Raw genomic sequence first — 15,305 nt, forward strand, 5'->3', positions numbered from 1 at the left:
AACTAATCCTTGTAATGTTCTATTCTTGATTAAATTTTACTTGAGTCAGTGCCATCGCCTCGGTTTCAAGTAATACGGGAATACCATCCTTTACAGGAAAAACTAATTTATCAGTTTGACAAATCAGCTGATTATGTTCTTTATCATATTGCAATTTGCCGTGACATTTAGGGCATGCAATAGCATTAAGAAGAAGCGCTTTCATATTTTATTCTCTATGTGATGTTATATCCGCTAATAATGAACAGATATGGTTAATTGCTGGCATAGGTATAATGGCATCTACAGGTAGATACCACCAATTTGGTAATGCAAATTGCTGACATTTTACTGCATCTTTTTCTGTCATTAAAATGATTTGTTGATCAGTTGCAATATCTGCTAACAATGGCAAAGTAAATTGTTGATGATCAGCAAAGGATACCGTTTTAATTAAATCCGCATTCATCATTGTTAACATATCAAAAAAACGTTTAGGATTGCTAATTCCAGCAATAGCACAGATATTTTGTAACGAAGATAATGGCTTTTTTTCCTGAGTAAGCAAATTAATGGCACAGTTGGGAGCCAATTGCATAGTATAAGTTTTATTGGGATATTTCTCGGGTAACAGACTATCGCTATCACCATTAATGATGATCACATCGACTGATCTTAAACGGTTTTGTCGCTCTCGCATTGGACCAGCAGGAATCCACCACCCATTGCCAAATTGACGTTTACCATCGACTACAACAACTTCTATGTTACGAGCTAGCGCATAATGTTGTAAGCCATCATCAGTCAAAATAACATCTAACTGATAGTGTTTTAATAAAGCTTTGACCGCATCAACTCGTTTCGGTGCTACCGCAACAGGCGCCTGAGTGCGTTGATAAATCAGAACCGGTTCATCACCCGCTTGGGCTGTTGTTGTATTGTTATCTAAAATTAAGGGATAAGAATCAGCGTTACCGCCATATCCCCGTGAAACGACACCAACATGGAACCCTTTAGCTTGTAAAGCTTGAATCAAACCAATCGTGAAAGGGGTTTTACCATTACCGCCGACGGATAAATTGCCAACAACAACAATCGGAACAGGTGAATGCCATGATTTTAAAAGACCGAATCGATATAACTGGCGACGAATAAAAACAATCAAACCATACAACAAAGAAAAAGGAATAAGTAACCAATATAATCTATTTTTACCATACCATAATTTTTCAATCATCATTTATTATCACTTGATTATGTTTTGTTACCATTACTGCTATATTTGACGTAATATAAATATTGCGATATTGGCTATTATTTTACTCATAAATAGGTAAACACCCAAGCCAATCATGATACCACCTAGGACGAACTTGTTCCCGCATTGTTTTGATATTCCACGTTAATTTATTAAAAAATAGACTAATTTGACCTGTCCTTGCAGTAACATGATAATCTAAGTTAAGTTCATGATAACGTAAAGTAATCTTATCTGCGGGTAAGTTCCAAGCATTATAGCGCGAAGTCGACACCAATGCACTTTTCGGTTTTACCCGATTTATAAAGGCATAGCTTGATGAGCTCATACTACCATGATGGGGAACTTGTAAAAATGTTGAAGATAATTTAACTCCATATTGTTCAATTAACTGATACTCTTGCGTTCGTTCTAAATCCCCTGTTAACAATACCGAGAATCGACCATCCGTTATTTGTATCACACATGAGTCTTTATTTTGCGCATAATTAACCAGCTTTTTAGGCCATAAAATATTAAATGAAAGCTGGTTCCAACTAATGTGATTTCCCGCTAAACATAAATAATCATTATTCAATGATGATGATGAACTCATCAACCACGCATTTGGATAGGTACGCTTTAAAATATTCAGCCCACCAATATGATCATTATGTTGGTGACTAATGATAATGCCTTCAACTGTTAAATTATGCTGCAATAAAAACGGTATAATGACCTGCTCTGCTACTGAATTTTTATCCCATTTAGCACCCGTATCATACAAAATAGCTGACTTTCCATTATGAATCACAATAGCCAGTCCATGACCAACATCTAACATGTCTACTCGCCAAACATAATCAAGAACGACAAAAAAAGGTGAAATCATTAAGCATAAAATAGACAATATAGTCACGAAAAAATGACGCCAAAGTTCAGTATGAATAACAATAATCATCAACCAACCAATTAAACTTAGTAGATAAAAATTAGCCGGTAATGTCAACCACAATACATTCATTGCTTTTAAACATAAAAATAATCCTTTAAGAGAACTATCTGCAACAAAGCAAAACCACAAGGATAAATAAAAACAATGTACCAAACTAAATAATAGTGCCAATAAAATAGCAGGAAAGGTACATAGTGTGATAAGTGGAATTGCTATTAAATTCGTGAATAATGCAACAGTACTTATCCCGTGAAAAATAAAAAATTGTATAGGTAATAATAATAACGTTAAGCCAAATTGTAGATGCAATAACCGTATTAAATACCAACGTTTTTTTTGTTTAAAACGGTTTGGTAAAGGCATCCATTGGGATAGAAAGAGTAAACTGATAACCGCGTAGCAAGATAACCAAAAACTTTCTGATAAAATCATCAACGGATCAAATAAAAGTAATATTGCAATAATTCGGTTTATTTTTTGCCAAGCACTTAAATGATAACTTTGATAGCGTAAGTATATCCATATTGATAGTGCGAATATCGCACGCAGTGTTGGCGGATTAAATCCTGTTAACCAAGCATAAAATAATGCACTTAGCCAACCAACTATGATTGGTACAAAATAATGTATATAACGATTTGGAACTAAAAACAGACTTGTTTTAACAATAAAGCAGCAAAAATAAAAAACTAAAAGAATATGCATACCGGATATTGCCATTAAATGAGCTATACCGGTTTGCATCATTATTAGGCGATCTTCACCACTTATTTGTGTGCGTTCGCCAAAAGCAAGCGCAATCAGGATTCCTCGGTAAACACATAGATTAATATAGGGTAAAGCGTAATCTGCTATAACTTGTCTAACATTACGCTTATCATCAAGTAATTTAGCTTGTTTTAATTTTGCTGATAACAGGCGCCTATTGGCAATTGCAAAGCGTTGACTATCAAAACCTCCTTCATTCAAATAACCTTGGCTAACTTTGGTTTTCAACGTAAGTTGCCAAATTTGACCGGCCTTAGGAATAATTGGCTGATCCCAATAGACTGAAATAGTCGGATTAAAAGACAAATAATGCTGGTCAGAATTGATTAGGGCAAATTTTATGTAATACGGTTCTGTTATATTGTCGGCTTGAACATCAATTGTTTCGACTTTAGCTTGCACAACCAAGGTCTTATCGATATAAGGTTCAACATTTGATAAATATTGATGACTATAAGCAGTAGACCATAAAAAGCTAAGGATTAATACCGCAATCATTATTGTAAAGCGATAAAACGTTGATGGAACAATCAAAATAAAAGTAATAAGAACAATAGTCAGCATATACCACTGTTCATAAGAAGGTAATGAAGGTAAAAACATAAGTGGCAAACAACCTAAAGAAAAAATTATTGCTAATAGATCCAGTGAAAAAAGTTGCCGCATTGATTTTGGATAGGGTTAATTTTGATTGGCTATCAAACTATCACATAACTGTTTTCTCAAAATATTCCATTTACTAATTTCTAGAGATTGCTTCCATTTTATTAATTAGTTGAAAAACTTTTACAAAACTAAACTGATTTTCAGCTAAACTTATTTTTTACGTTAATACGAATCACAGCTAAAGAGGAGGTGTCGGTAATCTAGAATGGTGCTGCAAGCATTGATTGATAAATACCCGAATTGTTATAAATAAAAAAACCTTTGATTTTAGTCAAAGGTTTTTTTGTAATATTATGCAAACTTATGCTTTGGCAGCATTATTAACTCGTTCACGTAATTCTTTACCCGGTTTGAAATGAGGGATATATTTATGTTTAACTTCAACATTACCACCTGTTCTAGGATTTCTCGCTTTACGTGGGGCGCGATAGTTCAAACTAAAACTACCAAAACCTCGAATTTCAACACGATCATTACTTTCCATAGCTAAAGCGATCTGTTCGATAATATCTCTTACAGCATCATCAACTAGTTGTACAGGAAGGTGTGTCCGCCAGTTAACTATCTTTTCGGCTAAATCTGATCTGTTCATGGTCACTCCTAATTTATTTTGTGTGGTAAATAACTGATTTATTTTATACCACAAAAGAAAAAGAGGGCAAGCCCTCTTTACTCTTTACATAAACAATTTTTACTCAGTTTTTGAAGCAGCTTTGAAAGCTTCAGCCATTGCATTAGTAAATGATGCTTCTTCTTGAGTTGCAGTATTATTTACAGCAGCAAGTGCTTCTTTTTCATCAGCTTCATCTTTAGCGCGTACTGATAATGAAATCGCACGAGACTTACGATCGATATTAACAATCTTAGCTTCAACTTCGTCACCAACTTTCAGTGCAGTAGTTGCATCTTCAATACGTTCACGAGCAATATCTTGAGCTTTTAAGTAACCTTCAATACCATCAGCAATTTCGATAGTTGCACCTTTAGCATCGACAGCAGTTACTTTACCTTTAACAATAGTGCCTTTTTTATAGTTTGCAGCAAAATTATTGAAAGGATCATCTTCTAATTGTTTAATACCTAAAGAAATACGTTCGCGCTCTGCGTCAACTTGTAACACAACCGCTTCGATATCGTCACCTTTCTTATAAGCTTTAACCGCTTCTTCGCCAGGCATATTCCAAGAGATATCTGAAAGATGAACTAAACCATCAATACCGCCATCTAAACCAATGAAGATACCAAAGTCAGTGATTGATTTGATCTTACCGCTAACTTTATCACCTTTATTGTGTGATTCAGCAAATTGTAACCATGGGTTTGGTTTACATTGTTTAAGACCTAAAGAGATACGACGACGTTCTTCATCAATTTCAAGAACAACAACTTCAACCACATCACCTAAGCTAACCACTTTAGATGGGTGAATGTTTTTGTTTGTCCAATCCATTTCAGAAACGTGTACTAAACCTTCAACACCTGTTTCAATTTCAACAAAACAACCGTAATCAGTTAAGTTAGTTACTTTACCTGTTACTTTTGTTCCTTCTGGGTAACGTTTAGCGATTGAAACCCATGGATCTTCGCCTAATTGTTTTAAGCCAAGAGAAACACGTGAACGATCTTTATCGAATTTAAGCACTTTAACAAGTAATTCTTGACCCACTTCAACCACTTCACTTGGATGTTTAACACGTTTCCAAGCCATATCAGTGATGTGAAGTAAACCATCAACCCCACCAAGATCAACGAATGCACCGTAATCAGTAAGATTTTTAATGATACCTTTAACTTCTGAACCTTCTTGTAGATTTTCAAGAAGTTGTTCTCTTTCTGCGCTATTTTCAGATTCGATAACGGCACGACGTGAAACAACAACGTTGTTACGTTTTTGATCTAATTTAATAACTTTTAATTCAATTTCGCGATTTTCAATATGTGAAGTATCGCGTAATGGGCGAACGTCAACAAGTGAACCAGGAAGGAACGCACGCACGCCATTAAGATCAACCGTAAAGCCACCTTTAACTTTACCATTGATAACACCTAAAACTGTTGCAGCATCTTCAACTGCTTTTTCTAGTGTCAGCCACGCTTCATGACGTTTAGCTTTTTCACGAGATAAGATTGTTTCACCAAAGCCATCTTCAATTGAGTCAAGCACAACGTCAACAACGTCACCGACTTGAACTTCTAATTCGCCTTGGGCATTTTTAAACTGCTCTACTGGAATTGCTGATTCAGATTTTAAACCAGCATCAACTAAAACGACATCTTTGTCGATTGCAACGACAGTACCACGGATCATATTACCAGAACGAGTGTCTAGTTGATTTAAAGACTCTTCAAAGAGTTGAGCAAAAGATTCAGTCATATTTATATACTTAAATTAATATTAACGTCCACATTACATCATGTCTTGTGGGGTTGTTTACGGAACTCCACCTATCCTTTTGTGGAGCTTGGTTCAAGCAATAAATAAATTTATTGCCCGAGTTTTTGGTTTATATACTTAATAGATTGATTAAAAACATCTTGAATAGAAAGTGATGTGGTATCAATTATAAGTGCATCAACAGCAGGTTTTAACGGCGCAACGGCTCGATTGCGATCACGCTCATCACGCGCTGTTATTTCCTGCAAAATTTCGGCGAATTTAGCATGATTTTGCTTATCTTGCAACTGTTTCATTCTTCTTTCTGCTCGAGATTGCGCACTGGCATCGAGAAAGATTTTGACTGGTGCATCTGGGAATACGACAGTTCCCATATCGCGACCATCAGCAATCAAGCCCGGAGCCTGTTTAAAATCTCGTTGTCGTTGTAATAATGCAACTCTCACTTGACTTAACGAAGCGACTTTTGATGCGGCTCCGCCTGTTTGTTCAGTACGGATAGCGTTAGTGACATCGTTATTCTGTAATAAAACTTTTACTTCAGCCCCCGTAGAATCGAAGGTTAAAGGCAGATTTAACGCCAATTTAACAAGCTGACTTTCATCATCAAGTGCGATGTTTTGTTGCAAGGCTGAAAATGCCAATACTCGATAAATAGCCCCCGAATCTAAAAGGTGCCAATTAAAATGATTAGCTAATGCTTGGCATAATGTGCCTTTACCTACGCCACTAGGTCCATCAATGGCAATGACGGGAACAGTTTTAATCATATTAATATTCGCTTAATCGTTCAAATTGTTCAAAGTAGTCTGGAAAAGTTTTCATAGTGCATTTAGGATCTAATATGGTCACCGGCGTATCGGATAGTGCAACTAACGAAAAACACATTGCAATGCGATGATCGTTATAGGTTTCGATTTTAGCATGCGTTAATTTTGCAGGCGGAACGATAGTAATATAATCAGGTCCCTCTTCAACCGTAGCTCCAACCTTCCGCAGTTCAGTTGCCATCGCATATAAGCGATCGGTTTCTTTCACTCGCCAATTGTAAATATTACGAATTGTCGTCGATCCTTTGGCAAATAAAGCAGTCGTGGCAATAGTCATTGCTGCATCGGGAATATGGTTCATGTCCATATCAATACCGTTTAATTCCCCCCGAGTACATTCAATATAATCATCTGCCCAAATCACTTTAGCACCCATTTTTTCAAGTACATGTGCAAATTGGGTGTCGCCTTGTAAACTTTTTTTACCTATACCGGTAACACGCACTGTACCGCCTTTAATTGCCGCTGCGGCTAAAAAATAAGAAGCGGACGAAGCATCACCTTCGACTAAATAATTGCCAGGAGATTGATAACATTGTTTGGCTTTAATGGTAAATTTTTGATAATCATGATTGGTAACTGTGACACCAAAAATTGCCATCATTTTGATTGTAATATCAATATAAGGTTTCGAAACTAAATCACCAATAATGGTAATTTCGGTATCTTTATCCGCTAGCGGTGCAGTCATTAATAAAGCGGTTAAAAACTGACTTGAAACCGTTCCATCAACGTTGATATTACCCCCGCTAAAACCACCATGAATATGCAGTGGCGGGTAACCTTCGTTTTCAAGATAGTCAATTTTAGCACCACCTTGACGTAAAGCATCCACTAAATGCCCTATTGGGCGCTCTTTCATACGAGGTTCGCCTGTTAATATAATATTATTGTTACCCAAACATAATGCCGCTGTTAATGGACGCATCGCTGTGCCAGCATTTCCCAGAAACAATTCCAAAGGGTAAGTCACTTGCAAGTGACGACCGATGCCCTGAATATCACAAATAGTACGATCATCAGATAGTTGATATTTAATACCTAAAGCCTTTAAAGCATCAAGCATGTAACGGACATCATCACTATCAAGCAAATTGGTCAAACGAGTATTACCTTTACTCAGTGCGGATAATAGTAATGCTCGATTAGAGACACTTTTTGACCCAGGTAAATTGATTGTCCCATTAATTTTTTTTATCGGTTGTAATGTTATAGATAACATAATCACTCTCTATAAATATTTTTTAAAATTTTTCTAGCGTCGCTTTTAACAAATCTATAGCTTGCTTATCTTTAGCACTATTTTGCCATAATTTATCAAATAAAGAACGATATCGCTTGATTGCATCAAATGATGAAGTAATTGAAGCAATACCCGTTGTCACATTGGGTAATTCCCCCAAACGAAATGGACTCATCGCTAAAGAGATCGGATTTTGATCTTGATAAAAGATTTGAAAAGCTATTGACGGAATAGCCTGCTCAGTAATAGCAATTGTTGGCGCATAAGATTGGTGTTCTAAAAGTTCAATTAAATGATAAACTTCTTGACGTGCTAATAACATTCTTTCCGATTTTTTCCCCGGCGAAATGGTTAAATTACCGACTAAACCAATATGCAAAAAACGCTCAACATTGCGTAAACTAATTAAATTAATCACTTTAGGAACAGACTGATAAAATTGCGTTTTACGATGTTTCAAAATTGATAAACTCACCGCATATTTATCTGAATCAATCGCTTCACCAGACTCCTCAAGCATCATGGCCAAATGCGATAAATAGTGTGGTGAAGTTAGCAAAAAAGAGAAGGGATCAAAGTGTGAATAAATATGGGTTGATTGTTCTTCCAACTGACGCATACGTTCAAAAAACCCTTCGCCACTTGAATAATATTCCGTATCAATACCAAGTAGGCTCGCTAAAGAAGTGTCTAACAATAGTGCTAATCGCTCTAATGTTTCAATTTTAACGATTTCACCTTTTTCTAAGCGATAAACTGCAGCTCTTGAAATTCTTAAACTCTCAGCTACATCTTCGGCTTTAAGTGAGGCGGCAATACGATAAGCGCGTAATCGCTGCCCTATTGCCAAATAATCAATTGCTTCACTAATCATAATTGACTCAAAATTTTCGAATCTTGGCAGTGTATCACAAGGTGATAACAATGCCAATTTTCGCTAAAAATGTTTAAGGTAACATCCACATTTTAGTCAACTATTTTAGCAAAACATCTTGTAAGTTTGATGCATCTGCAAATTCAGTATATTCAGTAATCGCTTCTGGTTTTTTCGAAGCTTGTGACGCTTGCCCTAATACTTGCGAAGCAAACACCAAACCTTTTTGTTTAACAATAGCGTTATTATAAAAATCAATTAAGTCTTGCTTATCAATTTTTTTCACTTCGGCTATTTTCTTATCGCGTGAATCAAACGAAAAATTCGATAAACGATAATCAGCCAGATAGCGTTCTAATTCTTCATTTAACGTTTGAGGTGGCATTGTCAATTCCTCAAGCACCGCCTTTTTATATTGCTCTATATCATTTTTGGATAATGCTTGTAATTTTTGCAGCATAATTGGATAAAAATGCTGATAACGTCCTAGCAAATAGGCTGGGTCGTATTGATTACTTTGTATAATAAAGCTAATACCTGAAGAATCGCCTACTGACATTGATACAGCAAAAACGGCATAACCTAACTGTTCATTAGATCGTAATTGATCGAAAAACCAAGGCGATATAATCTTCGAAAGCGTATAACTCAAGATGCGGCTCGAATTTCGATCATAATTAGTCGGAATATAGCTCATCATTAAAGCATTATCAGTTGCTTTCGCCGTTTGAGTAATGCGTGCTGTTAATGGTGCATTTATTTTAAGGTTATCAATTGGTGTAAATTGAGCGTTAGACACAAATTTTTCTTGAATTTTATGATAAAGATCTAACGAGCGTTGATTCGATAAATTACCTAAACTTAGCATATAAGGAACTGAATGCGTCATTAGCGCATCACGATAAGCTACAATATCGTTAACACTGATATCTGCTGTGATTTGTCTTCTTAAATTACGTTCATAATAGTGAGGTAATACAGACAATGCATTGACAGGATTGGCGGCTAACTGATAACTATTCGCATGCTCAATTGCATCTAATTTTTGGATATACCACGATTTAGCTAAGGCTAAACTTTGTTCATCAACAATTATTTGCTGATACCGATTAAGTACCGCTAATACCATTTCGGGAAGGTGCTGATTAAAACCATCAGCTGTCACCATCAAACCATTATCACGGCTAGTCGACAATTCAATACCAGCCACATTAGCTTGGAATTGAAGTTGTGCTAGATTACGACTAACAAGATAATCGAGCAAATCAAACGCAACTTGAGATTTAGCATCACTAAAAGCTTGATCATTACGTAATGAAACGACAATTGCGGCTTTAGGTTCTTGACCAAAATATTGGCTAACAAAATGGATATGATTACCGCGCTTATTAAATTCTAAAGGCTCAGATTGATTGCTATTTGGGTTAACAATCGTAAAATCATCTGGAATATAAGGATTGAGTTCAGGTAAAGTAAACGAAAAGCTTTTTGCTAAATTCGACCAATTTGATTTTTGTTCACTAGTTATAGCATCAATTTTATAAGGTGCTTCAACAAAATAGGCAACTTTATCGGTAGGTTGATTTGGTGCAATGGTCCAAATTCTAGCATTATCTGGCGTTAGGCTCTTTAAACGGTTTACTATCGCATCTTTATCAAAATGCGATGCAATAAAGTCAGCGTTTAAAATATTTTGGATTGGATAAAGCAACATCTGATCTGATAGCCATTCAACATAAGACATATCTCGTTCAATATCTTGGTATTTAAATTCAAGTGCTAATACTTTTTTAAGTTCTTCGTAATAAGTATCCTTTACCCCATCTTTTTGTATTAATTGTAAGTAATTGAAAATAGCTGCTATCACTTTATCTTTTTGAGCAAGGCCGTCATCAGTCAAACTTACATTAATGCTCAAAACACCACTATTACCATAACGAATAGGATCGCTTGATGCACTAATGTTTTCAATCAATCCTTGCTTTTGTAATTGTTCTGACAATGTGTTTTGACTACGATTGCTAATTAAATAAGCAATATATTCATCACTTTTATCGGCAAATTTAACTAAATTATTTTCAATTGGAAATTGTAAAAGCATCAATTTTTTAGGCTGAGCGGGTAACATAGTAATTTGTTTAGCTAATACGTCACTTGGCATAGCGGTTTGATCAACTTTTGGGGCTTGAATATTTTTATTAGGAATTTGACCAAAAGTAGTTTCAGCAAGTTTTGCCAATTTATTAATAGATTGATTGCTATAAACAACCCCGACCATAATGTTAGCTGAGTAATAATTATTATGAAAATTAACTAACGCATCGTGTAATTTACTCGTTGATTTATCACTTAGCGTTTCTAAATTTCCCCCTGAAAATTGTGACGCAGGGTGCTTTTGATTAATTGTTTCAGAATCAACTTGTCCAATACGAAAACCATCATTCGATCTGGCCATTGTCAGTTCAGCATTAACGGCATTTCGCTCTTTATCTGCAAATTTTGGATCTAAAACAGGATTAGCAATCGCTTGAGCTAAATAATCTAACGCATGATTAAATGCGCCATTTTCCACCTCAAAATAAAATGCAGTTCTATATGAAGCAGTACTCGCATTATAACTACCCGCATGGCGATTTAAGAATTGAGAAAAACTAGCGGGTTCAGGATACTTTTTAGACCCCATCAAGACCATATGTTCGGTATAGTGAGCTAAACCTTGTTGATCGGCAGGATCTTGTAAAGAGCCAACAGGTAAGGCGAGCGAGGCTAATGATTTCACAGCTTTAGGATCGGATACTAATAATACACGCATTTTATTGGCTAGTTCGATGACTTCGTATTGGCGATTATCGCGATCACTTTGTTGAACCTTTTCTAATAAAACGGGATGTGAAAGTTTGTTTTCAATCGCAAAAGAGGAATTGAAGTAAAAAAAAGCTAGCACAATTAAGAGCGTTATTTTTATCTTATGCATATATTCTCCGCCTAAAATGTCATATTCTATGATGAATTTAATAAATTACTAAAAAAGAAAACTGACAGCAGTTTCTAGTAATTTTTTCAAAAATTTAATCCTATAAATTTATCTGATTAAAAATTGAGGTGTAAGTTTTCTATTATCTATCTTAACTAAAAGATAATCTAGTAATTCATAATATGAAAGCACAATGTATCACTAATCTATTAGGGCAATTTACTCACCACATTTTTGACGACATGACTAGATTAAAAAAGGTTTGGTTAAATGTAAGTCATCAACTAAGTCAAAAGTTGCGTTCAATAACAATATTGGATTGAGATAGAAAAACGAGTCAATTACAACGTAATCGATCTTGATTTTCTTGGTCGACTATTTATCTAAAAATCAGGCACTTTAAATCTTGTCGTAAATGTTGACAGTCAACTGGTCAGCCATGTTATTGCAATAAATTGAGTCATCAAAGTACCAATACTAGAACTGACAGTCGCTTTTATTTTATATTGTTTCAATTTCTCTACAATATAAAAAAGCTGGGAAAACCCAGCTCTTTATTTTTTTAAACAACAATGGAGAAATAATAACAATTAATGTTCCCGTGTTTTTCTAAATTCGACATCTGGATAACGTTCTTGAGTTAGATTTAAGTTAACCATACTTGGCGCAATATAGGATAAATTATCCCCCCCATCTAACGCTAAATTTTGCTCACATTTGCGTTTAAACTCTTCGAATTTCTTCGCGTCACTACATTCTACCCAGCGTGCGGTGGTCACATTTACCGGTTCATAAATGGCTTCAACATTATATTCAGATTTTAATCGAGCAACGACCACATCAAACTGAAGTACACCAACTGCCCCGACAATTAAGTCATTGTTGGCTAATGGTCGAAATACCTGCACAGCACCCTCTTCAGACAATTGCACTAATCCTTTTAATAATTGCTTTTGTTTTAGCGGATCTTTTAAACGAATTCGGCGAAATAGTTCCGGGGCAAAGTTAGGAATACCGGTAAACTTAAGATCTTCACCTTGGGTAAAGGTGTCACCAATTTGAATAGTACCATGATTATGTAATCCGATAATATCACCCGCATAAGCCTCTTCTACATGTTCACGATCACCGGCCATAAAGGTTAATGCATCAGAAATATTGACATCTTTAGCAAGACGAACATGACGCAATTTCATACCTTTTTCATATTTACCCGACACAATGCGCATAAATGCCACGCGGTCTCGGTGTTTTGGATCCATATTGGCTTGAATCTTAAAGACAAAACCACTAAATTTTTCTTCGCTAGATTCGACTTTTCGCTTATCCGTTTGACGAGCTTGCGGTGGCGGAGCCCAAGCCGTTAAGCCATCTAACATATGATCAACACCAAAATTACCTAATGCAGTACCAAAAAAGACGGGGGTTAAATCACCGGATAAAAATGCTTGTAAATCGAACTCATTCGATGCGCCTTGCACTAATTCAAGCTCTTCACGAAGCTGAGCGGCTAAATCATCGCCAACAGTTTTATCCAATTCAGGATTAGTTAACCCTTTAATAACACGGACTTCTTGAATGGTATGTCCTTGACCTGTTTGATATAGATAAGTTTCATCTTTGGCTAAATGGTACACACCTTTAAATAACTTGCCACAACCAATAGGCCAAGTAATCGGTGCACACATAATATTGAGCTCGTTCTCAACTTCATCGAGTAATTCTAAAGGATCACGAATATCACGATCTAACTTATTCATAAAAGTCAAAATCGGCGTATTACGTAAACGCGTTACTTCCATTAATTTACGCGTACGATCTTCAACCCCTTTTGCTGCATCAATCACCATTAAACAACTATCAACGGCCGTTAAAGTTCGATAAGTATCTTCTGAGAAGTCTTCATGCCCTGGGGTATCAAGTAAATTGACTAGACATTGATTATAAGGAAACTGCATGACAGAAGTTGTAATCGAAATACCACGCTGCTTTTCCATCTCCATCCAGTCGGATTTAGCGTACTGGGCATTCACACCTCGACCTTTTACCGTTCCAGCTGTTTGAATGGCATGACCAAATAGCAACACTTTTTCTGTAATGGTTGTTTTACCAGCATCGGGATGTGAAATAATAGCAAAAGTGCGACGCGCATTTACTTCATCTAAATAAGCTTGTTCTGTCATAAAATTAACGATAATTATCCTGCACAAAAATAATCGGGCATTTTAACAGAACTTGTTAATTTTTACCATTGCAGTTATTTGCGTTATTGGTTTATCTATGCATAATGTTTGCATAAACTAGTATTGATTAGGTGCTGTTTTGCAAGTTTGCAAAAAAACCTAGCTTTCAGTATAAATTGGATTTTGTTATGAATATTCGTGATTTAAAATTGTTCTTACATTTATGCGAAACATGCCATTTTGGTATGACCGCCGATGCTATGCATGTAAGCCCTTCGACGTTATCCAGACAAATACAACGCTTAGAAGAACATTTTGGTCATGCCCTTTTTATTCGTGATAATCGCCAAGTACAAATAACGCAAGAAGGGGAAAAGGTAAAACGTTTTGCCCAGCAAGTAATCAGTTTGCATCAGCAAGTGCGCCAAGAATTAGATCAATCCAATCAACAATTAGTTGGCGAATTAACCCTATTTTGTTCAGTAACAGCCGCTTACAGCCATTTACCTGAAATACTTGACCGCTTTCGAATTAATTATCCTCTTGTAGAAATTAAACTCTCAACCGGCGATGCGGCAGATGCGGTTGAAAAAATCCAGTCCAATCAAGTCGATTTAGCCATTGCAGGCAAACCAAAACAATTACCTTCAGGAGTCGAATTTTTAAAATTTGGTGAAATAGAGATGGTGTTACTCATACCCAAGCTCAATAGCTCATTTAGTGATAAATTACACCAAAAAAAACCGGATTGGCATAATATACCCTTTATTTTGCCGGAACATGGCCCAAGCCGGCACCGCATTGATTTGTGGTTTAAACAGCAAAAAATCATGAGCCCCAAAATTTATGCAACAGTTGCAGGTCACGAGGCAATTGTTTCTATGGTTGCACTAGGTTGCGGTGTAGCCTTATTACCTAAAGTTGTTATGGAAAATAGCCCTGAAAGAATTCGGGAAAGAATTACTGAATGGTCAACCAATTTAATGGAACCGTTTGACGTTGGGATCTGTGTTCAAAAAAGACGTTTATCAGAAAAAATTATCGCGGCGTTTTGGGGATTATGCAATCTTAATTTACCAAACCAATCCCAATAAACAAAATATCGTGTATAATCATTTACCTAGAAAATAGTTACATTATTAATACTGCAAGCAACATAAAAAATAATTTGACGACAAGCTTGGTTGTTAAAAAAGGAAAT

Annotated in this window: 11 protein-coding genes; 1 reads left to right on the forward strand and 10 read right to left on the reverse strand. The window is 35.9% G+C overall.

Annotated features, from left to right (window positions below; all coding sequences use genetic code 11):
* Positions 1 to 19: 19 nt before the first annotated feature.
* The 10 genes from J3U59_RS02295 to prfC form a co-directional block, all read right to left on the reverse strand.
* Positions 20 to 205, reverse strand: coding sequence for a Trm112 family protein (locus J3U59_RS02295; protein ID WP_267332491.1), 186 nt, complete (start codon positions 203 to 205; stop codon positions 20 to 22).
* Positions 206 to 208: 3 nt separating this feature from the next.
* Positions 209 to 1,216, reverse strand: coding sequence for a tetraacyldisaccharide 4'-kinase (gene lpxK / locus J3U59_RS02300; RefSeq protein WP_416379534.1), 1,008 nt, complete (start codon positions 1,214 to 1,216; stop codon positions 209 to 211).
* Between the two features lie 82 nt (positions 1,217 to 1,298).
* Positions 1,299 to 3,542 (reverse strand): DNA internalization-related competence protein ComEC/Rec2, encoded by a 2,244-nt coding sequence (locus J3U59_RS02305; protein WP_267332489.1) that lies wholly within the window; start codon positions 3,540 to 3,542, stop codon positions 1,299 to 1,301.
* Between the two features lie 364 nt (positions 3,543 to 3,906).
* Complete coding sequence (ihfB, locus tag J3U59_RS02310) at positions 3,907 to 4,197, reverse strand: integration host factor subunit beta (protein WP_065634838.1); 291 nt, start codon at positions 4,195 to 4,197, stop codon at positions 3,907 to 3,909.
* 99 nt (positions 4,198 to 4,296) lie between these two features.
* Positions 4,297 to 5,979, reverse strand: a complete 1,683-nt coding sequence (rpsA, locus tag J3U59_RS02315; protein ID WP_065634839.1) for a 30S ribosomal protein S1 — start codon at positions 5,977 to 5,979, stop codon at positions 4,297 to 4,299.
* 110 nt (positions 5,980 to 6,089) lie between these two features.
* Positions 6,090 to 6,770, reverse strand: coding sequence for a (d)CMP kinase (gene cmk / locus J3U59_RS02320; protein ID WP_267332488.1), 681 nt, complete (start codon positions 6,768 to 6,770; stop codon positions 6,090 to 6,092).
* Between the two features lies 1 nt (position 6,771).
* Positions 6,772 to 8,055 carry a 3-phosphoshikimate 1-carboxyvinyltransferase gene (aroA, locus tag J3U59_RS02325; RefSeq protein WP_416379533.1) on the reverse strand — a complete coding sequence of 428 codons (1,284 nt, stop codon included), beginning with the start codon at positions 8,053 to 8,055 and terminating at the stop codon, positions 6,772 to 6,774.
* A 19-nt stretch (positions 8,056 to 8,074) separates the two neighbouring features.
* On the reverse strand, positions 8,075 to 8,947 hold the full coding sequence (locus J3U59_RS02330; protein ID WP_267332486.1) for a helix-turn-helix domain-containing protein: 873 nt from the start codon (positions 8,945 to 8,947) through the stop codon (positions 8,075 to 8,077).
* Between the two features lie 100 nt (positions 8,948 to 9,047).
* Positions 9,048 to 11,921, reverse strand: a complete 2,874-nt coding sequence (gene ptrA / locus J3U59_RS02335) for a pitrilysin (RefSeq protein ID WP_267332485.1) — start codon at positions 11,919 to 11,921, stop codon at positions 9,048 to 9,050.
* Positions 11,922 to 12,511: 590 nt separating this feature from the next.
* The gene (gene prfC, locus J3U59_RS02340) at positions 12,512 to 14,104 is read right to left on the reverse strand and encodes a peptide chain release factor 3 (RefSeq protein WP_267332484.1); all 1,593 of its coding nucleotides are present in this window, start codon (positions 14,102 to 14,104) and stop codon (positions 12,512 to 12,514) included.
* Positions 14,105 to 14,292: 188 nt separating this feature from the next.
* Here prfC and ilvY point away from each other — a divergent pair, with 188 nt between their 5' ends.
* On the forward strand, positions 14,293 to 15,198 hold the full coding sequence (gene ilvY / locus J3U59_RS02345; RefSeq protein WP_267332483.1) for an HTH-type transcriptional activator IlvY: 906 nt from the start codon (positions 14,293 to 14,295) through the stop codon (positions 15,196 to 15,198).
* Positions 15,199 to 15,305: the final 107 nt, after the last annotated feature.

This window comes from Gilliamella sp. B3783 (assembly GCF_026536125.1).
Lineage (GTDB): Bacteria > Pseudomonadota > Gammaproteobacteria > Enterobacterales > Orbaceae > Gilliamella.

Coding starts and splice junctions, on each gene's coding strand:
- J3U59_RS02295 (WP_267332491.1), bottom strand. CDS start 205: ATGAAAGCGCTTCTTCTTAATGCTATTGCATGCCCTAAATGTCACGGC.
- lpxK (WP_416379534.1), bottom strand. CDS start 1,216: ATGATTGAAAAATTATGGTATGGTAAAAATAGATTATATTGGTTACTT.
- J3U59_RS02305 (WP_267332489.1), bottom strand. CDS start 3,542: ATGTTTTTACCTTCATTACCTTCTTATGAACAGTGGTATATGCTGACT.
- ihfB (WP_065634838.1), bottom strand. CDS start 4,197: ATGAACAGATCAGATTTAGCCGAAAAGATAGTTAACTGGCGGACACAC.
- rpsA (WP_065634839.1), bottom strand. CDS start 5,979: ATGACTGAATCTTTTGCTCAACTCTTTGAAGAGTCTTTAAATCAACTA.
- cmk (WP_267332488.1), bottom strand. CDS start 6,770: ATGATTAAAACTGTTCCCGTCATTGCCATTGATGGACCTAGTGGCGTA.
- J3U59_RS02330 (WP_267332486.1), bottom strand. CDS start 8,947: ATGATTAGTGAAGCAATTGATTATTTGGCAATAGGGCAGCGATTACGC.
- ptrA (WP_267332485.1), bottom strand. CDS start 11,921: ATGCATAAGATAAAAATAACGCTCTTAATTGTGCTAGCTTTTTTTTAC.
- prfC (WP_267332484.1), bottom strand. CDS start 14,104: ATGACAGAACAAGCTTATTTAGATGAAGTAAATGCGCGTCGCACTTTT.
- ilvY (WP_267332483.1), top strand. CDS start 14,293: ATGAATATTCGTGATTTAAAATTGTTCTTACATTTATGCGAAACATGC.